This is a genomic window from Pseudomonas sp. TH21 (genome assembly GCF_016651025.1).
Lineage (GTDB): Bacteria > Pseudomonadota > Gammaproteobacteria > Pseudomonadales > Pseudomonadaceae > Aquipseudomonas > Aquipseudomonas aylmerensis.
Genome location: NZ_JAEKEQ010000001.1, coordinates 4,674,815 through 4,694,285 on the forward strand (window position 1 = coordinate 4,674,815; position 19,471 = coordinate 4,694,285).

A 19,471-nucleotide genomic window follows, 5' to 3' on the forward strand; every position below is an offset into this window, starting at 1 on the left:
GCGCAGGCTCAGTGCACCGTTGGCAATGCACAGCCACCCAGGTCATCCAGCCTCAACGCCTCCTGGGTCAGGCGTTCAAGCTCGGCGGACTCCGCCCGTTGCCGGTCGTCACTGATCTGATCGATACGGTTTTTGTAGGTGGCGTCATCCAGGGCTTCACGCTGCTCGAACAGCGTGTCCGAGCGGCTGATGAAGGGTTCGTTCAAGGTTTCAAACGAACCGCTCTGGGTCTTTTTCAAGTAGTTTTGCCACCACGGCAGACTCGCCAGGTACTTCAGAAGCAGCGGCGAAAGCTCAGCCTCCTTGACCTGCGCTTCGGCCATTCTGAGCATGTTCTGGGTGACCCCGCCGAGGCTGGCATAGCGCATGTGGCGAGGCTGCCCCGGCAAGTGCAGGCGCTCGACCAGGCCAGTCCGATAGGCCAGGCTGACCTCCAGCGGGTCCACCGTCGGATGCGCGACACTATGGCGACGGGCGATGGACGCCAGCCGATCGAGACGAAACAAGCCCCTGCCCAAGCGCAGCAGCGGCCGGGTCTGCGCCTCGCCCGTTTCGACCTGTCGCACCGCCCTGCGGACCAGAACCAGTACCTCCACATTACTGAAACTGTCGGCGGCGCTGTCATCACAGTTCAACGGCGTGGCGGCGAGCTCGAACACTTGGCCGCGCAACTCGACATCCTCTGCCGTCGCTTCCAACACGTTCCAGACGCGCCGGTGCAGGTCCTCTCGCACGTGCACGCTGTCTGCGGTATCACTCAGCCCTGCCAGCAGCTTGAACAGTCCGTCGCAAGCCGGCTCATCGCGAAGCCCCAGCCAGATCTCGGCTTGCTGCGCGTGCCCCGCCAGCCGTTCATCCCCCAGCCACAGGGCCTTGGCCCGCTGTTCGTGTAACCGGCCAATGTCATCTTCAAAAAACCCCATGCCCACCCCCGTCTCGTCGCGGTAATGGTTCAGTAGCTGGCGGGTGCCGGCATCCAGCGGGTTTTGCTCCAGGTGGATGTTCTCGGGCTTGCGCTGCTCGGTGTCGAACAACCACGGCGGCAAGCTGACGATATCGTTGGCGCGCAGGTCGAGTCGGTTCAGGTGGGGAATGCGCATAATGCCGGTCGGCAGGCTTGTCAGCCGGCAATTGCGCAAGGCCAGGGTCTGCAGATCGAGCATCTTGTAGACCACCGGTGAGTCCAGCAGCGGGTTGTCGTTCAGGTTCAGCACTTGCAGCGCCTTGAGGTCGGCGAGTTTGGTGCGGGTGTACTCGGTCAGTTGCAGTTGGTTGTGGTCCAGATACAAGTGACTGAGCTGCTTCATTTGCTGGAGCACTTCCGGCAGCCGCGTGATGCGGTTACCCGTCAGTTCGAGGAAATTCAGGCCCTTGAAGTGCTTGAGGAAATACCCGACGTCGTCGTTGAGCCCCATCCGCTTCAACGACAACTGCCGGACATGCCCGAAATGGACACCCGGCGGCAGGGTCGGCAAGGCGCCAACGGCCATGCCGTCAAGATTCAGGATCGGGACCTGGCGAGCCGCCACATCCCGGCTCAGCGTCGCGTATTGCCAACTGCGCTTGATCGCTTCTGCGGCCTGATGGCGCGCCAGGCGCAGGTCAAGCAGGGCCTGGTTGGATTGCGCGATCTTGTCCTTGGTCCACAGCTTCAGGGCCCGATGCAACGCCTCATATTGTTCTTCAAGGGCACGCACGGCTTTGGCGCGGGACAGGTGATCGGAGCCCAGGGCTTGCAGGAAAGTCGCGATGCGCGAGTCATCAAACAAGGGGTAGAGCTTTCTGACCTTGCGCATCAGGCCATGGGGATATTGCTGCCACCCCATCGGCGTGGCCTGCACGCACGACAGGGCCGGTTCCTCAGCCAGCGCCCGTTCCGGCCACAGGTAACGGGCCATCCGGCTGCGCTCATCCTCGGCCTTACCGATAAGGGTGTGGCGCAAGCGACTGGCCATTTCGTTTCCGTCGAGTCCCATTGCCTCGATGTGCTCGGCGGACAGGCAGTCGAGCAGTGCCGTGTAGAACCCTTCCGGACCACCGGCCAGCGCACCCAGCGACACCCCCTGCCCATCGTGGGCGCGAAAGCCCTTCGCCGACTGAACCAGCACACGCGTGGCGGCGGCCTCTGTATCGCCCACCTGGGCGAGAACGTCGCCTCGCAAGCGCTCACGGCGCACCTGCAGCACCAGGTCCTCGGGCCAGCCCGGCACCACGCGCAGCAGGCCGGTAGCGATGCGGCGGGTGGCATCGGTGGCCACCTCCGGTACGTACAGGCCCATCAGGGCCTCGTCTTCGTCCAGCGCCTCCTCGGTCGCGCGCGCCCATTGGCGCAGGCGCAGCGGCACGCGCCGGGTATGCCGCAAGCGCAGGCGCTCGGCGGTGGAGGCTTCACTCATGACTTCCCAGGCGAGCCGAATAGGCAACTGCGGATGACGGTCCTTGAGCAGCCCATGATCCGCCTGCTCGGTGAAGTCGGCATGCGCTCGCAGCCGTTCATACACCGCTCGATGATGCTGCTTGAGCGATGCCGCGAGGCGCCGCGCCAGGATCGCTTGCGCCTCGCCTGGCTGAAAGGCGCCGCCCAGCAGTGTCACCTTTTCTTCATCGTCCAGGGCGGCCAGCAATGTCGGCAGGATCTGCCCGCTTTTCAGTTGCTGCGTGGTCAGGTGGATGCTCAGGTCTTCGTAGTCGAAAGGCGCAGTGTCAGGGTGGCGCTCCAGCACATAGCCTTCATCGTCCAGCAGTTCGAAAAACCGCCCTTTGGGCCAGCCGTCCATCAACGGCAGCGCCTGCATCTGCACGTGGGCGGTCGTCGCGTCGAGGGGGGCTTGATGGTCCATTTGCCAGATCAGGTCGCGAATACTCTGGTTCTGCCGCATGCGCTGCGCACAATCGCGCAACCGTTCCGGCAATGGCAGGTTGTCCCTGGCCAGTTGCTGCAGGCGGGACAAGTTCATATCGGTGATGGCGGCGATTTGGCGCAACTGTTCCGGGGTAAAGGACTTCAGGCTCGGGTCGAGCCGCCCCAGGATGTATTCGACACTTTCCCACTCATAGGGACGCTCGAACGAGAACTGCCAGCCGCCCTGGAAGTTGTGGCTCACCGGCGGCTGATACGCCGACGCACGTCGCGGGTGCACGGCTCTCCACCGGCCGGTACGGGCATCGAAGGTGATCGAATACACCGCACCGTCGATATTCACGTAGGACTGGCCGTCGACCTGATACACCCCTCGCGGACCGGCAACCCGGCCGTGCAGCGACAGGGACTGCTGATAGGGCTCGGGACGGGTACGCCATAACCGCGTGGATTGGTCCGGCATGCGCACACCTTCGACTTTCTCGTACAGCCGCGACGTGGCAGGGGTAGATCGCCACAGCCGCCCCACCACGCTCGTCCCCGCCGCGAACAAGGCCATGGCGGCCAGGTTTTCAGCGACGTTGGTCAGGTGCCTGAGCGCTTCGTGCTTGTCTTGGTGGACCCAATCGTCCACCCCATCGAAGACCTCCCCAAGAATCTGCCCGACCGCCACGCCCATCATCAGTTGCCCGATGACCGGCACCATCAACCCCGCGACATTCAGCAGGGTCAGGCCGATATCAAGGTAATTCTGGACGCGCTCCTTGCGCGCATCGTCATCGGCCTGGGCGTTGGGCACCGCCAGTACCAGGGCATCGAGGCGTATCTTGCCGACACAGGCATTGAAAAAAAACGTCGACACATTGCTGGTTACCGCCAGCGGCTCCACCCGTATCAACGTTTTGTTCTGGTCAAAGCGCTGAAAAAAATCGAAGCGCTCGGACTCATCCAGATAGCCGGTGAAAAACGTTCGATAGGAACCGACCTGGAGTTTGAGCGTCAGGTAGACCTTGAACTGCTCCAGGGACTCATAGCGGTACCACGGGCGCACCGGCTCATTGGGCATGTACACCACGATCGGGCCGCGGGAAAGACCCTCGGCCGCCGTGCTGGAAAACACCAGCACGCCCCACAGGCAAGCCCCGTCTATGTTCAAGCCCTGCCAGGTCAACGGTTGGCGGTTGAACCACACGTTTGGAACCTCGGCGGCTGGCAGGTCGAGCCTGACCACGTCGAGCAACAACGCACGGGTGGGGGCGTCGATATCGCCCTTGCCATAGGCCACATGCAGGTCGATCTGCATGTCCAGGCAGCGAGGCTGGCCAACCTCGCTGACCGCCGGGTTATAGCCCCGGCCAGTGTCCAGTTGGCCCTCACCGGGAGCAGGCAGGTTGAACACTTCACGGATATGCGCCTGATAAGCCGCGCCCAGGTTCAACTCGCGACAGTAACCAACAAAGGTATGCGCGGTGGGGTGTTGCGCAATCGCACGCTTTGGCCCGACACGCACGACCGCGTTGATCGGTAGCCCGCCAACCGCGGCCGAGGTGTCGGAAAAGTTCTGCATGGCGGCCTGCAACAGGCTGTGCCGCTCCAGGTTGATGGTCTCGATCAGCATGCCGCCGAGGTCTGCACTCACACCGCTGAATGAACGCCGGGGCAGATCCAGGGTGTCATTATCGATGTCCAGTTCAGCCAGGCCTTTGCTCGCCAGGAAGGCGCCGAGCCGTTCGCGGCAAAACTGATCCAGGGGCTTGAGGCGGCGCAGCAGCCGCTGCAGTTTTTCCCGCGGCCGTTCACTCAGAGCATGCGCCCGCTCGATGCCGTGCAGCACCTCGGTATCAGCCTTGACCAACCAGGCCGGCAGTTGCTCATACAGCACTTGCGCCTTGTCCAGGTCGCCAGTGACTCCGAGCAGCGCGGCCATCGTTTCATCCTGAGTCACAGGCGCGACGGCCTGGCTCAAATCAACTGTTTGCGTCATTAACAACGTTCCTTCATTGCGTTGAACAATGACGCAGCACGATAAGCCCACCCTCCTCGCCAAAGGGTTCAAATAGTTGCGCGTTCAAGCACTGGAGCGCCCTGGTTTTTGTACCTGAACGTGATCTGGTTACCGCCACGTTGGCCCACGCCACGCGGGCCGGGGGGCACTTCGCAGGCAGGGGCGGCCGTTTGCCATATAACTTATTGATCTAAAACTCCGCACATGGGCGTGGGGTCAGTCCCTAGGTACCCGCTGAATTGGCGCGTGCATTTCTATCCCTCCCCAACGGAAAAACCGGTAAGGACTCTATGTGCGGATTAGCTGGAGAATTACGTTTCGATCACCAACCTGCCGACCTGGCAGCGGTGGAACGAATCACCCATCACTTGGCGCCACGCGGACCTGACGCGTGGGGCTTCCATGCCCAAGGGCCGATTGCCCTGGGCCATCGACGCCTGAAAATCATGGACCTGTCGGACGGCTCCGCCCAACCGATGGTCGACGCCCAACTGGGCCTGTCCCTGGCGTTCAACGGCGCGATCTATAACTTCCCGGAATTGCGCCAGGAGCTTGAAGCCCTCGGCTACGCTTTCTATTCGGGTGGCGACACCGAAGTGCTGCTCAAGGGCTATCACGCCTGGGGCGAAGCCCTGCTGCCCAAGCTCAATGGCATGTTTGCATTCGCCATCTGGGAGCGCGATGCCCAGCGCCTGTTCATCGCCCGCGACCGTCTCGGCGTCAAGCCGTTGTACCTGTCGCGTACCGGCCAGCGTTTGCGCTTTGCCTCGGCCTTGCCGGCGCTGCTCAAGGGCGGCGATATCAACCCGATCCTCGATCCGGTGGCGCTCAACCATTACCTGAACTTCCACGCCGTGGTGCCTGCACCGCGCACCTTGCTGGCAGGTATCGAAAAACTGCAGCCGGCCAGCTGGATGCGCATCGACGCCGACGGCACCACCGAGCAGAAAACCTGGTGGACCCTGCCCTACGGCCCGCACGAGGATGAGCGCAACCTCACCCTCGAAGACTGGACCGACCGCGTGCTCGACAGCACCCGCGAAGCCGTGGCGATTCGTCAACGCGCCGCCGTGGATGTCGGTGTGCTGCTGTCCGGCGGCGTCGACTCGAGCATGCTCGTCGGGCTGCTGCGTGAAGTGGGCGTGCAGGACCTGTCGACCTTCTCCATCGGTTTTGAAGACGCCGGCGGCGAGCGTGGCGACGAATTCCAGTACTCGGACCTGATCGCCAAGCACTACGGCACGCGCCACCATCAATTGCGCATCGCCGAAAGCGAGATCATCGAACAATTGCCGGCGGCCTTCCGCGCCATGAGCGAGCCGATGGTCAGCCACGACTGCATCGCCTTCTACCTGCTGTCGCGGGAAGTGGCCAAGCATTGCAAGGTGGTGCAGAGCGGCCAGGGTGCCGACGAGCTGTTCGCGGGTTACCACTGGTACCCGCAGGTCGACGGCGCCAGCGATCCGTATACCGCCTACCGCGAAGCATTCTTTGACCGCAGCTATGACGACTACGCCGCCACCGTCGCGCCGAAATGGCTGACTGCCAACGACGCCGCCGGTGACTTCGTGCGCGAACATTTCGCCATGCCCGGTGCCGATGCGGCCGTGGACAAGGCGCTGCGCCTGGACAGCACCGTGATGCTGGTGGACGACCCGGTCAAACGCGTCGACAACATGACCATGGCCTGGGGCCTGGAAGCGCGTACGCCGTTCCTGGACTACCGCCTGGTGGAACTGTCGGCCCGCGTGCCAGGCAAATTCAAGCTGCCCGACGGCGGCAAGCAAGTGTTGAAGGAAGCGGCGCGCCGGGTGATCCCGAGCGAAGTCATCGACCGCAAGAAAGGTTACTTCCCGGTCCCCGGCCTCAAGCATTTGCAAGGCGACACCCTCAACTGGGTGCGCGAGTTGCTGCTCGACCCGAGCCAGGACCGTGGCCTGTTCAATCCGGCCATGCTCGACCGCCTGCTGACCGATCCGCAAGGCCAACTGACCCCGCTGCGCGGCTCCAAGCTGTGGCAACTGGCGGCGCTGAACCTGTGGCTCAGCGAACAAGGAATCTGATTGATGAAACCCCATGCAGCGGCTTACAGCCAACGCTTGCTCAAGGGCCAGGCGCCAACCTACGAGCGCCTGCAAGCCCGACTGGCCGAAGATGGCAGCCCGCTGGCCGCCGAGCCGATTGCCGTGCATTGCGGCTGGGGCCGGTTGTTGATCGGCCATACCTTTCCCGACCCCGCGAGCCTGGCCGAGGAACTGCTCAACGAGCAGCCTGGTGAGCGCGACATCGCCCTGTACGTGGCGGCGCCGCAGCAGATCCTCGGGATCGATCCGCAGCAGTTGTTTCTCGACCCCTCCGACACCCTGCGCCTGTGGTTCAGCGACTATCGTCCGGCCACCCGGGTGTTTCGCGGTTTCCGCATTCGCCGGGTGCAGACCGAGGCAGACTGGGCGGCAGTCAACCAGCTCTATCAAGGGCGGGGCATGTTGCCGGTCGACGCTGAACGCCTGACCCCGCGCCATCAAGGTGGCCCGGTGTATTGGCTGGCCGAGGATGAAGACAGCGGCGCGGTGATTGGCAGCGTGATGGGCCTCAATCACCAGAAAGCTTTCCACGACCCGGAAAACGGCTGCAGCCTCTGGTGCCTGGCGGTGGACCCGCACTGTACGCGTCCTGGCGTCGGCGAAGTATTGGTGCGCCACCTGGTCGAGCACTTCATGAGCCGTGGCTTGAGTTACCTCGACCTGTCGGTGCTGCACGATAACCGCCAGGCCAAGAACCTCTACGCCAAGCTCGGCTTTCGCGCGCTGACCACCTTTGCGATCAAGCGCAAGAACGGCATCAACCAGCCGTTGTTCCTCGGCCCGGGTCCGCAGGCGGGGTTCAACCCCTACGCGCGGATCATCGTCGAAGAGGCGCACCGACGCGGCATCGATGTGCAGGTAGATGACGCCGATGCCGGCCTGTTCACCCTGAGCCATGGCGGGCGCCGCGTGCGCTGCCGCGAGTCGCTGAGCGACTTGACCAGCGCGATCAGCATGACCCTGTGCCAGGACAAAAGCCTGACCCACAAGGTGTTGAAAGCTGCCGGATTGAAACTGCCATCGCAGCAACTTGCGGGCAGCGCCGATGACAACCTGGAGTTCCTCGACGAACACCAGCGCATCGTGGTCAAGCCGCTGGATGGTGAGCAAGGCCAAGGCGTGGCGGTGGATCTGCAGACCATTGAAGAGGTGCAGCAGGCCATCGAAGCGGCGCGCCAGTTCGACAGCCGCGTGTTGCTCGAAAGTTTCCACCAGGGCCTAGACCTGCGCATCCTGGTAATCGGCTTCGAGGTGGTCGCCGCCGCGATCCGCCGCCCTGCCGAAGTTACCGGCGACGGCCAGCATTCCATCGGGGCATTGATCGAAGCCCAGAGTCGGCGGCGCCAGGCGGCCACCGACGGCGAAAGCAAAATCCCCGTGGACGCCGAGACCGAACGCACCCTGCAGGCGGCCGGCTACGACTACAGCAGCATCCTGCCGCGGGGCCAGACCCTGGCCGTGCGCCGCACCGCCAACCTGCACACCGGCGGCTGCCTGGAAGACGTCACCGCCATCCTGCACCCCACGCTGGTCGACGCCGCCGTACGCGCCGCCCGCGCCCTGGACATCCCCATGGTGGGCCTGGACCTGATGGTGCCCGCCGCCGACCAACCGGACTATGTGTTTATCGAAGCCAACGAACGGGCCGGCCTGGCCAACCATGAGCCGCAGCCGACGGCGGAGAAGTTTGTGGACTTGTTGTTTCCCCATAGCCAGCCGACCGCTCAATAACCCAGTGGAGAGCATGTGCGCGATGGCAAGCAGGCTGTGTCTGGCAGGCAGGGCTGTTTTGGCAAGCAGGGCTGTCGTGACAGGCAGAACTGGTGTGGCAAGCAGTGCTGTCATGGCAAGCAGTGCTGTCATGGCAGGCAGAACTGTTTTGGCAAGCAGGACTGTCATCACAGGCAGAACTGTTGTGGCAGGCAGGGCTGTCATGACAGGCAGAACTGTTGTGGCAGGCAGGACTGTCATCACAGGCAGAACTGTTGTGGCAAGCAGGACTGTCATCACAGGCAGAACTGTTGTGGCAAGCAGAGCTGTCATGACAGGCAGAACTGTTGTGGCAGGCAGGTCTGTTGTGGCGAGCGGGCTTGCCCCGCGTTGGGCTGCGAAGCAGCCCCCATCCAGGCGCCGCGTTTTTCCAGCCAGAACTGACTGGCAGGTTTTGGGGCCGCTTCGCAGCCCAACGCGGGGCAAGCCCGCTCACCACAATTAACTCGCTCACCACAATTAGCCCGCTCGCCACGCCACAACCAGCCCGCTCGCTCCAACAGCGCGCTCACCTCACGAGGAGTTTTCATGACTCGAACCATCCCCGAACCGGACCTCAATTACCTGCAAAAAGTCTTGCTGGAAATGCTCGCCATTCCCAGCCCGACCGGGTTTACCGACACCATCGTGCGCTACGTCGCCGAGCGCCTGGAAGAGCTCGGCATTCCGTTTGAAATGACCCGGCGCGGCACCATTCGCGCCACCCTCAAGGGCCAGAAAAACAGCCCTGACCGCGCCGTCTCCGCACACCTGGACACCATCGGCGCCGCCGTGCGCGCGATCAAGGACAACGGTCGCCTGACCCTGGCGCCGGTAGGTTGCTGGTCGAGCCGCTTTGCCGAAGGCAGCCGCGTCAGCCTGTTCACCGACAACGGCGTCATCCGTGGCAGCGTGCTGCCGTTGATGGCCTCGGGGCATGCGTTCAACACCGCCGTGGATGAAATGCCGGTGAGCTGGGATCACGTTGAATTGCGCCTGGACGCCTACTGCGCGACCCGTGCCGACTGCGATTCCCTGGGCATCAGCATTGGTGACTATGTGGCGTTCGACCCGCTGCCGGAGTTCACCGAGAGCGGGCATATCAGCGCGCGTCACCTGGACGACAAGGCCGGCGTCGCCGCCCTGCTCGCGGCCCTCAAGGCCATCGTCGACAGCGGCGAGCCGTTGCTGATCGACTGCCATCCGCTGTTCACCATCACCGAGGAAACCGGCAGCGGCGCCGCAGCTGCCCTGCCCTGGGATGTGAGCGAGTTTGTCGGCATCGATATCGCCCCGGTCGCCCCCGGCCAGCATTCCAGCGAGCATGCCGTGAGCGTGGCGATGCAGGATTCCGGCGGGCCGTATGACTATCACCTGTCGCGGCACCTGTTGCGACTGGCAACCGACAACGAACTGCCGGTGCGCCGCGACCTGTTCCGCTACTACTTCAGTGATGCTCACTCGGCCGTGACCGCCGGCCACGACATCCGCACCGCGCTGCTGGCGTTTGGTTGCGATGCAACCCATGGCTACGAGCGCACGCATATCGACAGCCTCGCCGCCCTGAGCCGGCTGTTGAGCGCCTACATCCTCAGCCCGCCCGTGTTCGCCAGCGACGCCCAGCCGGCCCAGGGTTCACTGGATCGGTTCAGTCACCAGATCGAGCATGAAACACAGATGGAAAGCGATACCCGCGTGCCGTCGGTGGACAGCCTGGTGGGCAACAAGTCCTGAATACTGGCAACTGGAGTCCCGGCGCAGTAGCATCGCCGGGATTCTCTATGTGAGGCTTGTATGCTGATTCCCTACGACGCGCTTGAAGTCGACACCCTGACCCGCCTCATCGAAGATTTCGTCACCCGTGACGGCACCGACAATGGCGACGACACGCCCCTGGAAACCCGTGTATTGCGCGTGCGCCAGGCGCTGACCAAGGGCCAGGCATTGATCGTGTTCGACCCGGAAAGCGAGCAGTGCCAGTTGATGCTCAAGCACGATGTGCCCAAGCATCTGTTCGACTGACCGAGGTTATTCAGGGGTTGGGCACCAGCACCGGATGGGTGGCAGCGCCTTGGCGCTCAAGGATTTTCTGATAGACCTCGGCACGATGAACATGCACCCCGGTCGGTGCCTCTACCCCGAATTTCACCTGGTTACCGTTCACCTCGAGGATGTGCACGGCGATGGTGTCGCCGATGGAGATGATTTCGTCGACAGTACGGCTTAATACCAGCATGGTCGTTGTCCTTTTTGAGTCTCAGGACCTTGACCATGCGCGCATGGATGGGCGCCATCAATGGCTTGCAAACAAATCAGCCAGCACCTACAAACGTTGGTAATTTGCCTGACAGACCTGACGAAATATTGCCTTCGACAGCACCCTCACCTGCCAGCCTGGGTTCAAGCCTTGGCGCTTTGACCCTGGGCCTTGGCGCGCATCTTGTCGGCCATCACTGTCATCTCGTCGTACAGCAACTGCGGATTCTTCTGCTTCAACGCCCACGCCATCCGCCCCTGCTCATGGGGCAGGATCATGAACTCGCCCGCCGCCACCCGCTGGTAGATGTAGTCGGCAATGTCCGCTGCCGAGATCGGCGAACTCTCGAGCAACTTGCCCACCTGCGCCTTCATTGCCGGGGTCGGTCCGCGAAACGAATCCAACAGGTTGGTCTGGAAGAACGACGGGCATACCACGTGCACCCCGACCTCTTGCTGCTTGAGTTCCACCAGCAGACTCTCCGACAAGGCCACCACACCGGCCTTGGCCACGTTGTAGTTGCTCATGGCCGGGCCCTGCATCAACGCCGCCATCGACGCGATGTTGATAATGCGGCCCTTGCTCTTTTCCAGCAGCGGCAGAAACGCCTTGCAGCCCTTGACCACCCCCATCAGGTTGATCGCGATCTGCCAATCCCAATCCTCCAGCGACAGCTCGGCGAAGAACCCACCCGAGGCCACGCCCGCATTGTTGACGATCACATCAATGCCGCCCAGCTTCACCTCGCAGGCCTGGGCAAACGCGGTGAGCTGGCTGTAGTCGCGCACGTCGCAGCGCTGGATAAAACCCTCGCCACCGGCCTCTCGCACCAGCCTGAGGGTTTCCTGCAAGCCCGGCTCACTGACGTCCGACAAGGCCAACTGCCAACCCTCACGGGCCCAGCGCAGAGCGATTTCACGACCCAGGCCGGACCCGGCGCCAGTGATCATCATGCGATTTTGCATAGGAAGTAGCCTTGTGGTTCACAGAAGAAGTGACCGGCAGTGTAGCGAAGGTTTTTCCCGCACCCACGCACCATCAGATTGATGAATGCCCCAGGCAAACCGCAGGCCGGGTCGGATGCCGGCGTATAGCCTAAGTTCAATCTTTTTCAACTAATGAGCTGCAGTTGCGAACGCATTAAAAGAAATAAGCCGGTGTGCGAAATGCTTTAAAAAAACACGGAATTTTCTCCGTCGTGGTGCAGTCGGAGTTGTTAAGGCGTCCGAATTTAAATGACGGGCCTCTCGTTAAATAACCGGTCTTTGCAGAAGGCCTATAAGGAAAAAAACTATGAGCCTCATTCTGATCATTATCCTGATCCTGTTGCTGGTCGGCGGTCTGCCAGTGTTCCCTCACTCGCGTAACTGGGGTTATGGCCCGTCGGGTATCCTCGGTGTAGTGCTGGTGGTGCTGTTGGTGCTGTTGCTGCTGGGTCGGATATAACCGCCACCCGGTATTAAAAAGATGCAAAAAAAGAGGCCTTGAAAAAGGCCTCTTTTGTATTGCCGGTTAGTTAGTCCGGCTTACCATTCACTACGCCGGCGGTATTATCCAGCAGGCTCTTGGTGGCGGTTTGCAGGAACGACTCGAGTCGCTGCTTGAGTGCAGCCTCGTCCGGCGATTCAGGGATCACTTTGCCGGTAGGGTTAGCGCCGAGTTCGTATTCCCACAGTTTCGGCGGCATTTCCTTGGGCAATACCAGGATCCGGTCGGCGGTGACCAAGGCTACCGTCTGGTCGCTGCCGGACGGCTTGATCACGCCGAAGCCCTTGTCGCCTTCCGGCAGGTTGAGCAGGTCACGGCCCCAGCACTGGTGCAGGGTGTCGCCGCCGAGACGGCCCATGATGGTCGGCACGATGTCGATCTGGGTGCCCACGGTGTGGTCACGCTCGCCGAACTTCTCTTGCATGCCGGGTGCAATCATCAGCATCGGTACGTTGAAGCGGCCCAGGTCCATCTCGGTGATTTGCTGTTCGTTGCCGAAACCGTGGTCGCCGACGATCACGAACAGGGTTTCCTTGAAGTACGGCTCCTTGCGGGCCTTTTCAAAGAACTGGCCCAGGGCCCAGTCGGAGTAGCGCATGGCCGTCAAATGCTCGTTGAGGCTGCCACGGTCAGTGACTTTCTCGACCGGCAACGGCGTCGGCAATGCGTACGGGGTGTGGTTGGACAGGGTTTGCAGCAGCGCGTAGAACGGCTTGCCACCTTCGCGGGCTTTCAACTCTTCCAGGCCACGGTTGAACATGTCCTGGTCGGACACGCCCCAGGTCGGGTCGGAGAACACCGGGTTGACGAAGTCATTGCGGCCGATGAAGTTGGTCATGCCCTGGTTGCTGAAGAAACCCGACTGGTTGTCCCAGGCGAAGTCGCCGTTGTAGACATACACGTCGTCAAACTTGCGCGCACTGAGCAACTGCGGCAGGCCCGACAGCTTGTGGCTGCCTTCCGGGGTCTGCATCAGGTATTCGAAGCCCGGCAGGTTCGGGAAGCACGCCATGGTGGCGAACATGCCCTGGTGGGTGTGGGTGCCGTTGGAGAAGAAGCGGTCGAACAGCAGGCCTTCCTTGGACAGTTTGTCGAAGTACGGCGTGATGTTGCCCGGACGCCCCAGCGCGCCGACCGAGTGACCGGCGAAGCTTTCCATCAGGATCACGACCACGTTCTTGATCGGCAGGGTCTTCTCGGCCGGTGGCGTGTAGTCACGGCGCACGGCGGCGATGTCGGCATCCACCAGTTTTTCCTGCGGCAGCACCAGCATGTCACGCACGGTCTGGGTCGCCAGTGGCTGATCCAGGGTGGCCTTCCAGATGTTCGAGCGGTCTTCGGAGAAGCGCGACTTCGCAGCCGCGATCAGCGACAAGGTGCCGTTGAGGCCCAGTTGGTTGGCGAAGTTCGATTCGGTGGTGTAGACATCACCCCAACGCAGCGGCGGGCCCTGGCGCAGGGTGCCACGTGCGGCGACCACGGCGATCAGCAGGCAGACCACGAACACCGCGATGCGGCTGTACCACGGTGCGACCTGGCGGGTGCCGATGCTGCCACCGCTGAACGGGCCGCGCGGGCGAGTGGCGCGGTCGGCGCCCTTGAACGCGATGCTCAGGATCAACGTGCCCACGGCCCATGCCAGCAGGTAGCGCACCACCGGGAAACCGTACCAGAGCATGCTCATCACGGTTTTCGGGTCTTCCTTCACATACTGGAAGACCAGGCCGTTGAGGCGCTGGTGGAACTCGCGGTAGAAGTCCATTTCCATCAGGCCCAGGAACAGCGCGATGCTGGACGCTACGGTCAGCCAGAAACGGAAGAACCCACGTGCCGCCATCGCCCGTACGCTGAACAGCGCCAGCAGCAATGGGATGATCAGGTACACCACCAGGCGCAGGTCCAGACGCAGGCCGTTGGCGAAGGCTTCGAGGAAGGTCGAGGCCGGGGTGTCGAGGATCATCTCGCGGTTGTACACCAGCAGCGCCAGGCGCAGCAGCGAGAACATCACCATCATGACCAGTGCGCAGAGCAGCGTGTAAGCCAGATGGGATTTGACGGTCGGTTGCAGCAGGCGATTAGAAGCTCGCTGCTGACTCAGGGCGTCCGGGTTTGCCATGTCGTTTCAGGACCCATTGGAAGTTTAAGTTGCGAAATAATGCAGTGGCGTCCGTCCCTCGCCCAGGCTGGCTGGGGTAGGCGGTTAACGCGGTGGCGCAAATGGTGCCCGATCAAAGCCGGCAAGGCTATTAATTACTGAACGTGCACCCCTGCCCCGCCTTTAATGGCAGTTGAGATAGAGCCTTTGGCTGGGAGGTTTGAGCGGGCGAATTGTCTTGGATGGGATGTGAAAATTGTGTGCGCAGAATATTTCGAAACATAAATGTGGGAGCGGGCTTGCTCGCGAAGGCGCCACATCAGCCACCCTCTCCAGCGACTGACCCACCGCTTTCGCGGGCAAGCCCGCTCCCACAGTTTTGATCGCTGCTCGGGCTTGGGATTCGGGGTGCTGCGGCATTTGAGCGGACGGTACAGCTCGGTTCCAACCTTGAAATACACCCCAAATGTGGGAGCGGGCTTGCTCGCGAAGGCGCCAGATCAGTCACCCTCTTCAGCGACTGGCAAACCGCTTTCGCGGGCAAGCCCGCTCCCACCTTTATCGTGCCCACTCCAGAGGGAGTGAGGCGCTTAGATCCGCACGTTGCCGCGCGGCCCGGCGATTGCCCAGATGATCAGGCCCAGTACCGGCAACAACAGGATCAGCAGGATCCAGAGCACCTTGGCCCCGGTGCTCGCGCCGCTTTTGAACACGTTGATGATCGCCCAGATATCCAGCGCCAGGATGATCAGCCCGATCAGGCCGTTGAAAGTGGAACCCATGGTGTCGCTCCTAAGTGAGGGCATGCACTTGTAGGATAGTCAGCCCTGGCCGGGGTTCCGTTTTATTTCAGACGTGTACGGCGACTTTCAACGCTTCCAGGGACGGCTCGGCCTTGATGCCGACTTCAGCGCACAACTCGAGCACGCGCGGCAGGTCATTGCCGTAGACCAGCACGGCCTGGATTTCATCATCGAGCAATTGGCTGAAATCCAGCAGCACATAGCCGCCATCTTCCGGGCTCAGGGCGCTCATCTGGATCTGGATACGATTGAGCGCGGTCAGGTCCTCGGTCTTGGCCAACTGCTTGGGCTTGAGGTTGAACGCCACACCCGGGCCGAACGAGGCGACGATCTGCGCAAACAGATCGCCATAGGTATCGGCCTGGAACAGCACCGTGTCCGGCAGGCTGCCAACCACCACCCACTCGCCCAACGGGATCGGGAAGGTGTCGTCGTAGTTGATATCCGGGTTGGCCGCCAGGAAGGCCACTGGATCGGCGTAGGCCTGGGCCGCTTCCTCGGCGATGCGCGCCACCTCGTCAGCGCCCATGACCCCGGCGCTGATTTTGCTGATGAGTTCGACGAGGGCGGTTTTCATGGGGTGATCCTGTAGCGGGCTGGTTTTCGAGGGCGCACAGCCTACACCAGTTTTTGCAACTGCGCCGCCGTATCCGTGGCCCCCATGGTCTGCGCCGCTGCCAGCGCCGTGGCGCCCTGGGCGTCGGTGGTCTTGGGGTTCGCGCCCTGGCTGAGCAGGTAGTCGACCATTTCCACGCGATTGAACATCGCCGCCATCATCAGCGCGGTGCGGCCGTCAGAGGATGCCGCTTCGACCGGCGTGCCGCCTTCGATCAGCGCCTTGACCACCGGCAGATTGCCCTTGAACGCCGCACCGGCAATCGGCAACTGGTTCTTGTCATTCGCGATCAGCGGGTCGGCCTTGAATTCCAGCAGTACTTTGACCGCTTCGGCGTGGCCGTGGTACGCGGACAGCATCAGCAAGGTGTCGCCGTTGTGGTTACGAAAATTCGCCGGCAAGCCCTTGGCCAGCAGCGCGGCGAGCATGGCGGCATCGCCCTTGCGGGCCACGTCGAAGACTTGCTCGGCAAATTCGGCGGCTTCGTCTTCGGTCATTTGTTTGGCGTGGTCTGACATGTGGGAACTCCGTGTCTGGTACTGAATAGGCGCCAGTGTCGCGACGGAGTTCCCAGCTGTCATGGCTTTTTTGTCAAAAACGCCCATAGGCAGAATCAATAGCGGAACTGCCCACCCTGGATCTGCGCGAGTAACTGCCCGGTCACCGGCACGTAGCAGTCGGACCCCGGCAGCCACGCGTACACTGGGTCATTGCCCGCCTTGTCCGGGTCAAACGCCTCTTCCTTGAGCCGCACTTTCTGATACTTGAAGGTGCCGGTGGTTTCCATCTTCACCTTGATCCGCAGGAACAGTGGCACCGCATAGTGCGGCAGTTGGCCATGGGCGAATTGCAGCAGCTCGCGCATGTCCAGTGAGGCCAGGGATTCGCTCGGGGTGATGGCGACCATGCCCGCGCGGCCATTGGTGTTTTCGATTTCGACCCCATAGGCCACTACCTCGGCGATCTGCGGGTGCTGCAGCAGGACGTTCTCGACCTCGGTGGTGGAGACGTTTTCGCCTTTCCAGCGATAGGTGTCGCCCAGGCGATCGACAAATTGCGCATGGCCGAAGCCGATGCTGCGCAACAAATCGCCGGTGTTGAAGTAGCGGTCGCCCTTTTCAAACACGTCGGTGAGGATCACCTTGCGGTTCTTTTCCGGGTCGGTGTAGCCGTCGAACGGCGATTTATCATCGATCCGCGCCAGCAACAGGCCTTGCCCGCCGGTTTGCACCTTGCGCATGAAGCCATCAGCGCCCCGGATCGGCTCACCGCTGTCGTGGGCGTAGTCCACCAGCGCCCAGTGTTGCAGGCAGAAGCCGATGGTGTTGTCGAAATTCAGCACGTTGGTAAAACCGATGTTGCCGTCGCTGGCCGCGTACAGCTCGCAGATATGCTCCACGCCGTAGCGCGCCTTGAACTGCGCCCACACGCCGGGGCGCAGGCCGTTGCCGACCATCTTGGTGACCTGGTTATCACGATCGAGCCCGCTGGGTGGCTGGTCGAGCAGGTAGCGGCACAACTCGCCCACGTAACCGAGGGTGGTGGCCTTGAACTTGCGCGCGTCATCCCAGAATTGACTGGCGCTGAACTTACGGCGAATGGCAAAGCCCGACGCGCCGATAATCGCCGACCCCCAGCACACGCACAGGCCGGTGGCGTGGTAGAGCGGCAACGTGCAATAGAGGACGTCTTGCGGGCCCATGTCCAGGGCGATGCTGCCGAAACTCACGGCGGTCTTGGTCCAGCGGCCGTGCTTCATGATGCCGGCCTTGGGCAGGCCGGTGGTGCCGGACGTGTAGATATAGAAGCACGGGTCGTTGAAGAAGATCTGTGCAGTGCTGGCGGGGTTGTCCTCCGCGCACTCGGCGCTCGCGGCCAGCAGGTCGAGGTAGCCCTCGGGCACGGCGGCGGGTTGCTGGTCAGCGACAAACCAGGTACGCCGGGCCTCGATCTGCACCTGCTCACGTACTGCGTCATAGGCTGCTACCAGCTCAGCGCCCACCACCACCGCCACCGGGCTCACCAGGTTCAGGCTGTGCACCAGCGCACCCTGGGTCTGCGCGGTATTGAGCATCGCGCAGATGCCGCCGAGCTTGGCCACGGCCAGCACACTCAGCAGCAGTTCCGGGCGGTTTTCGATAAACAGCGCCACCACGTCGCCCTTGCCGATGCCCTCGGCCTGCAGGTGATGGGCGATACGGTTGGCGCGCTGGTTGGCTTCGCGGTAGCTGAGCACGCGGTCGCCATACAACAGCGCCGCGCCGTCGGGGTTGCGCAGGGTCGCTTGCTCGAAGTGCCAGCCCAGGCCGCAGGGCTGTTGGGGATCGGTGACGTTGGCGGCACGCATGCCGCGCACCACCCGTGGCAGGGCTCGAACGATGGCGGGCATCTTACGCAGCATCATGCCCCAGGTGATCATGTCGTTTTGCGGATGGCTCATGGAGGAACGTCCTTTTTCTTATTCTTCGTATGATCCAGAAACACCGACTCTCTTGTAGGCAGAAGGCCGAATGCATTGAAGGAAAATACGTCAGCCCCTCTTCGGCTGTACACGCGGGATTTGAAAAGTTTTGTATCCCGAGGGGCGCGTGCTGAAAAAAGGAATTTAGCCGCGTGCGGGCAGTCTTTATGGATAACGGCACGCGCAATTCGCCGGGTTGAGCAGCGCAAAATGCAGGATGCATGATGGCCATTCATGCAAATTGCACGAAAACGAAAAATCTCATTTTTTATAAGTTGCTGATTTATAACGATATTTTTAAAATTCAGTAGCTGGCACAATCACTGCACCTATCACTCCATGCTTGCCAACTTGAGCCAACGGAGCTGATAGACATGAGCCTGATCCAAGATAAATTCGCTTCAGTATTTTCCAACTACGACGTCACCACCCAGCCACGTCCCGACGGCGGCATCCTGTTGACCCTGCGCAACAGCGAAGGCAAACAGGTCAAGCGTTCGATTTCCTACCAGCAGCTGCACACCGCCGATCAACTCACTTGGGTGATCAGCGCCATTCGCCGCGACCTGGCCGAACAAGCCAGTGAGTTGCCGCAAATCTCGATGCTGCAGAGCCAGAACCGTTTTGCCCTGCCGACTTACCATTCGGCCTGAGCAAGCAACCAAAAAAGGGCCGCAATGCCGTTGAGCATTGCGGCCCTTTTTCATGGATTCAGCACAGGCCTCGGCGCGCCGCCTCGTTCATCGCCTGCACGCGGTTGGTGACCTCCAACTTGCCGTAGATGTTGCGCAAGTGGAATTTCACCGTGGCTTCGGACGTATTGCGTATCTGGCTGATCTCCCAGACCGTCTTGCCTTCCGCGGCCCAGCGCAGGATCTCCAACTCGGTGGGGGTCAGGGGCTTGCCGGACAAGCTCAGCCGCCGCCTGACGGCATCGGGCACGCAGTACGGTGACGACTCCTCTGTGCCTATCATTAAGTTCTCTCCCTTTTATTGGCGGACGCCCTGTCAGCATTCGGATTCCTCCTATTGACAGGTGATATAAACATCGAT

Annotated in this window: 15 protein-coding genes; 6 read left to right on the plus strand and 9 right to left on the minus strand. The window is 61.9% G+C overall.

Annotated elements, in window-relative coordinates:
• Window positions 1-8: 8 nt before the first annotated feature.
• The gene (locus JFU04_RS20545; RefSeq protein ID WP_201145622.1) at window positions 9-4,844 is read right to left on the minus strand and encodes an NEL-type E3 ubiquitin ligase domain-containing protein; all 4,836 of its coding nucleotides are present in this window, start codon (window positions 4,842-4,844) and stop codon (window positions 9-11) included.
• Window positions 4,845-5,155: 311 nt separating this feature from the next.
• Here JFU04_RS20545 and JFU04_RS20550 point away from each other — a divergent pair, with 311 nt between their 5' ends.
• The 4 genes from JFU04_RS20550 (at window position 5,156) to JFU04_RS20565 (ending at window position 10,720) form a co-directional block, all read left to right on the plus strand.
• On the plus strand, window positions 5,156-6,928 hold the full coding sequence (locus JFU04_RS20550) for an N-acetylglutaminylglutamine amidotransferase (protein WP_201145624.1): 1,773 nt from the start codon (window positions 5,156-5,158) through the stop codon (window positions 6,926-6,928).
• Window positions 6,929-6,931: 3 nt separating this feature from the next.
• Window positions 6,932-8,680: an N-acetylglutaminylglutamine synthetase gene (gene ngg, locus JFU04_RS20555; protein WP_065904291.1), complete on the plus strand. Its 1,749-nt coding sequence runs from the start codon at window positions 6,932-6,934 to the stop codon at window positions 8,678-8,680.
• Between the two features lie 567 nt (window positions 8,681-9,247).
• A complete protein-coding gene (locus JFU04_RS20560; RefSeq protein WP_065904290.1) occupies window positions 9,248-10,432 on the plus strand; it encodes an osmoprotectant NAGGN system M42 family peptidase in 1,185 nt (394 codons plus the stop codon).
• A 60-nt stretch (window positions 10,433-10,492) separates the two neighbouring features.
• The gene (locus tag JFU04_RS20565; RefSeq protein ID WP_003192759.1) at window positions 10,493-10,720 is read left to right on the plus strand and encodes a YheU family protein; all 228 of its coding nucleotides are present in this window, start codon (window positions 10,493-10,495) and stop codon (window positions 10,718-10,720) included.
• A 10-nt stretch (window positions 10,721-10,730) separates the two neighbouring features.
• Here the strand turns inward: JFU04_RS20565 and csrA are convergent, their stop codons facing one another.
• The gene (gene csrA / locus JFU04_RS20570) at window positions 10,731-10,934 is read right to left on the minus strand and encodes a carbon storage regulator CsrA (protein ID WP_120449285.1); all 204 of its coding nucleotides are present in this window, start codon (window positions 10,932-10,934) and stop codon (window positions 10,731-10,733) included.
• A 164-nt stretch (window positions 10,935-11,098) separates the two neighbouring features.
• A complete protein-coding gene (locus JFU04_RS20575) occupies window positions 11,099-11,920 on the minus strand; it encodes an SDR family oxidoreductase (RefSeq protein ID WP_065904286.1) in 822 nt (273 codons plus the stop codon).
• Between the two features lie 328 nt (window positions 11,921-12,248).
• Between JFU04_RS20575 and JFU04_RS20580 the strand changes: the two genes are divergently transcribed.
• The gene (locus tag JFU04_RS20580; RefSeq protein WP_015885095.1) at window positions 12,249-12,401 is read left to right on the plus strand and encodes a DUF3309 family protein; all 153 of its coding nucleotides are present in this window, start codon (window positions 12,249-12,251) and stop codon (window positions 12,399-12,401) included.
• Between the two features lie 70 nt (window positions 12,402-12,471).
• On the opposite strand, the gene JFU04_RS20585 is transcribed toward JFU04_RS20580, so the two are convergent.
• The 5 genes from JFU04_RS20585 to JFU04_RS20605 all read right to left on the minus strand — a co-directional run bounded on the left by JFU04_RS20585 (window position 12,472) and on the right by JFU04_RS20605 (window position 18,397).
• The gene (locus JFU04_RS20585; protein ID WP_065904285.1) at window positions 12,472-14,559 is read right to left on the minus strand and encodes an LTA synthase family protein; all 2,088 of its coding nucleotides are present in this window, start codon (window positions 14,557-14,559) and stop codon (window positions 12,472-12,474) included.
• A 569-nt stretch (window positions 14,560-15,128) separates the two neighbouring features.
• Complete coding sequence (locus JFU04_RS20590) at window positions 15,129-15,320, minus strand: PLDc N-terminal domain-containing protein (RefSeq protein WP_003172956.1); 192 nt, start codon at window positions 15,318-15,320, stop codon at window positions 15,129-15,131.
• Window positions 15,321-15,387: 67 nt separating this feature from the next.
• The gene (locus tag JFU04_RS20595) at window positions 15,388-15,918 is read right to left on the minus strand and encodes a hypothetical protein (RefSeq protein ID WP_201145626.1); all 531 of its coding nucleotides are present in this window, start codon (window positions 15,916-15,918) and stop codon (window positions 15,388-15,390) included.
• Window positions 15,919-15,959: 41 nt separating this feature from the next.
• Window positions 15,960-16,475 (minus strand): ankyrin repeat domain-containing protein, encoded by a 516-nt coding sequence (locus tag JFU04_RS20600; RefSeq protein WP_065903353.1) that lies wholly within the window; start codon window positions 16,473-16,475, stop codon window positions 15,960-15,962.
• A 95-nt stretch (window positions 16,476-16,570) separates the two neighbouring features.
• Window positions 16,571-18,397, minus strand: coding sequence for a long-chain-acyl-CoA synthetase (locus JFU04_RS20605; protein ID WP_120449289.1), 1,827 nt, complete (start codon window positions 18,395-18,397; stop codon window positions 16,571-16,573).
• A 395-nt stretch (window positions 18,398-18,792) separates the two neighbouring features.
• Between JFU04_RS20605 and JFU04_RS20610 the strand changes: the two genes are divergently transcribed.
• Window positions 18,793-19,071 (plus strand): DUF3509 domain-containing protein, encoded by a 279-nt coding sequence (locus JFU04_RS20610; protein WP_003172952.1) that lies wholly within the window; start codon window positions 18,793-18,795, stop codon window positions 19,069-19,071.
• A gap of 58 nt (window positions 19,072-19,129) precedes the next feature.
• Here the strand turns inward: JFU04_RS20610 and JFU04_RS20615 are convergent, their stop codons facing one another.
• Window positions 19,130-19,393, minus strand: a complete 264-nt coding sequence (locus JFU04_RS20615) for a response regulator transcription factor (protein ID WP_065903357.1) — start codon at window positions 19,391-19,393, stop codon at window positions 19,130-19,132.
• Window positions 19,394-19,471: the final 78 nt, after the last annotated feature.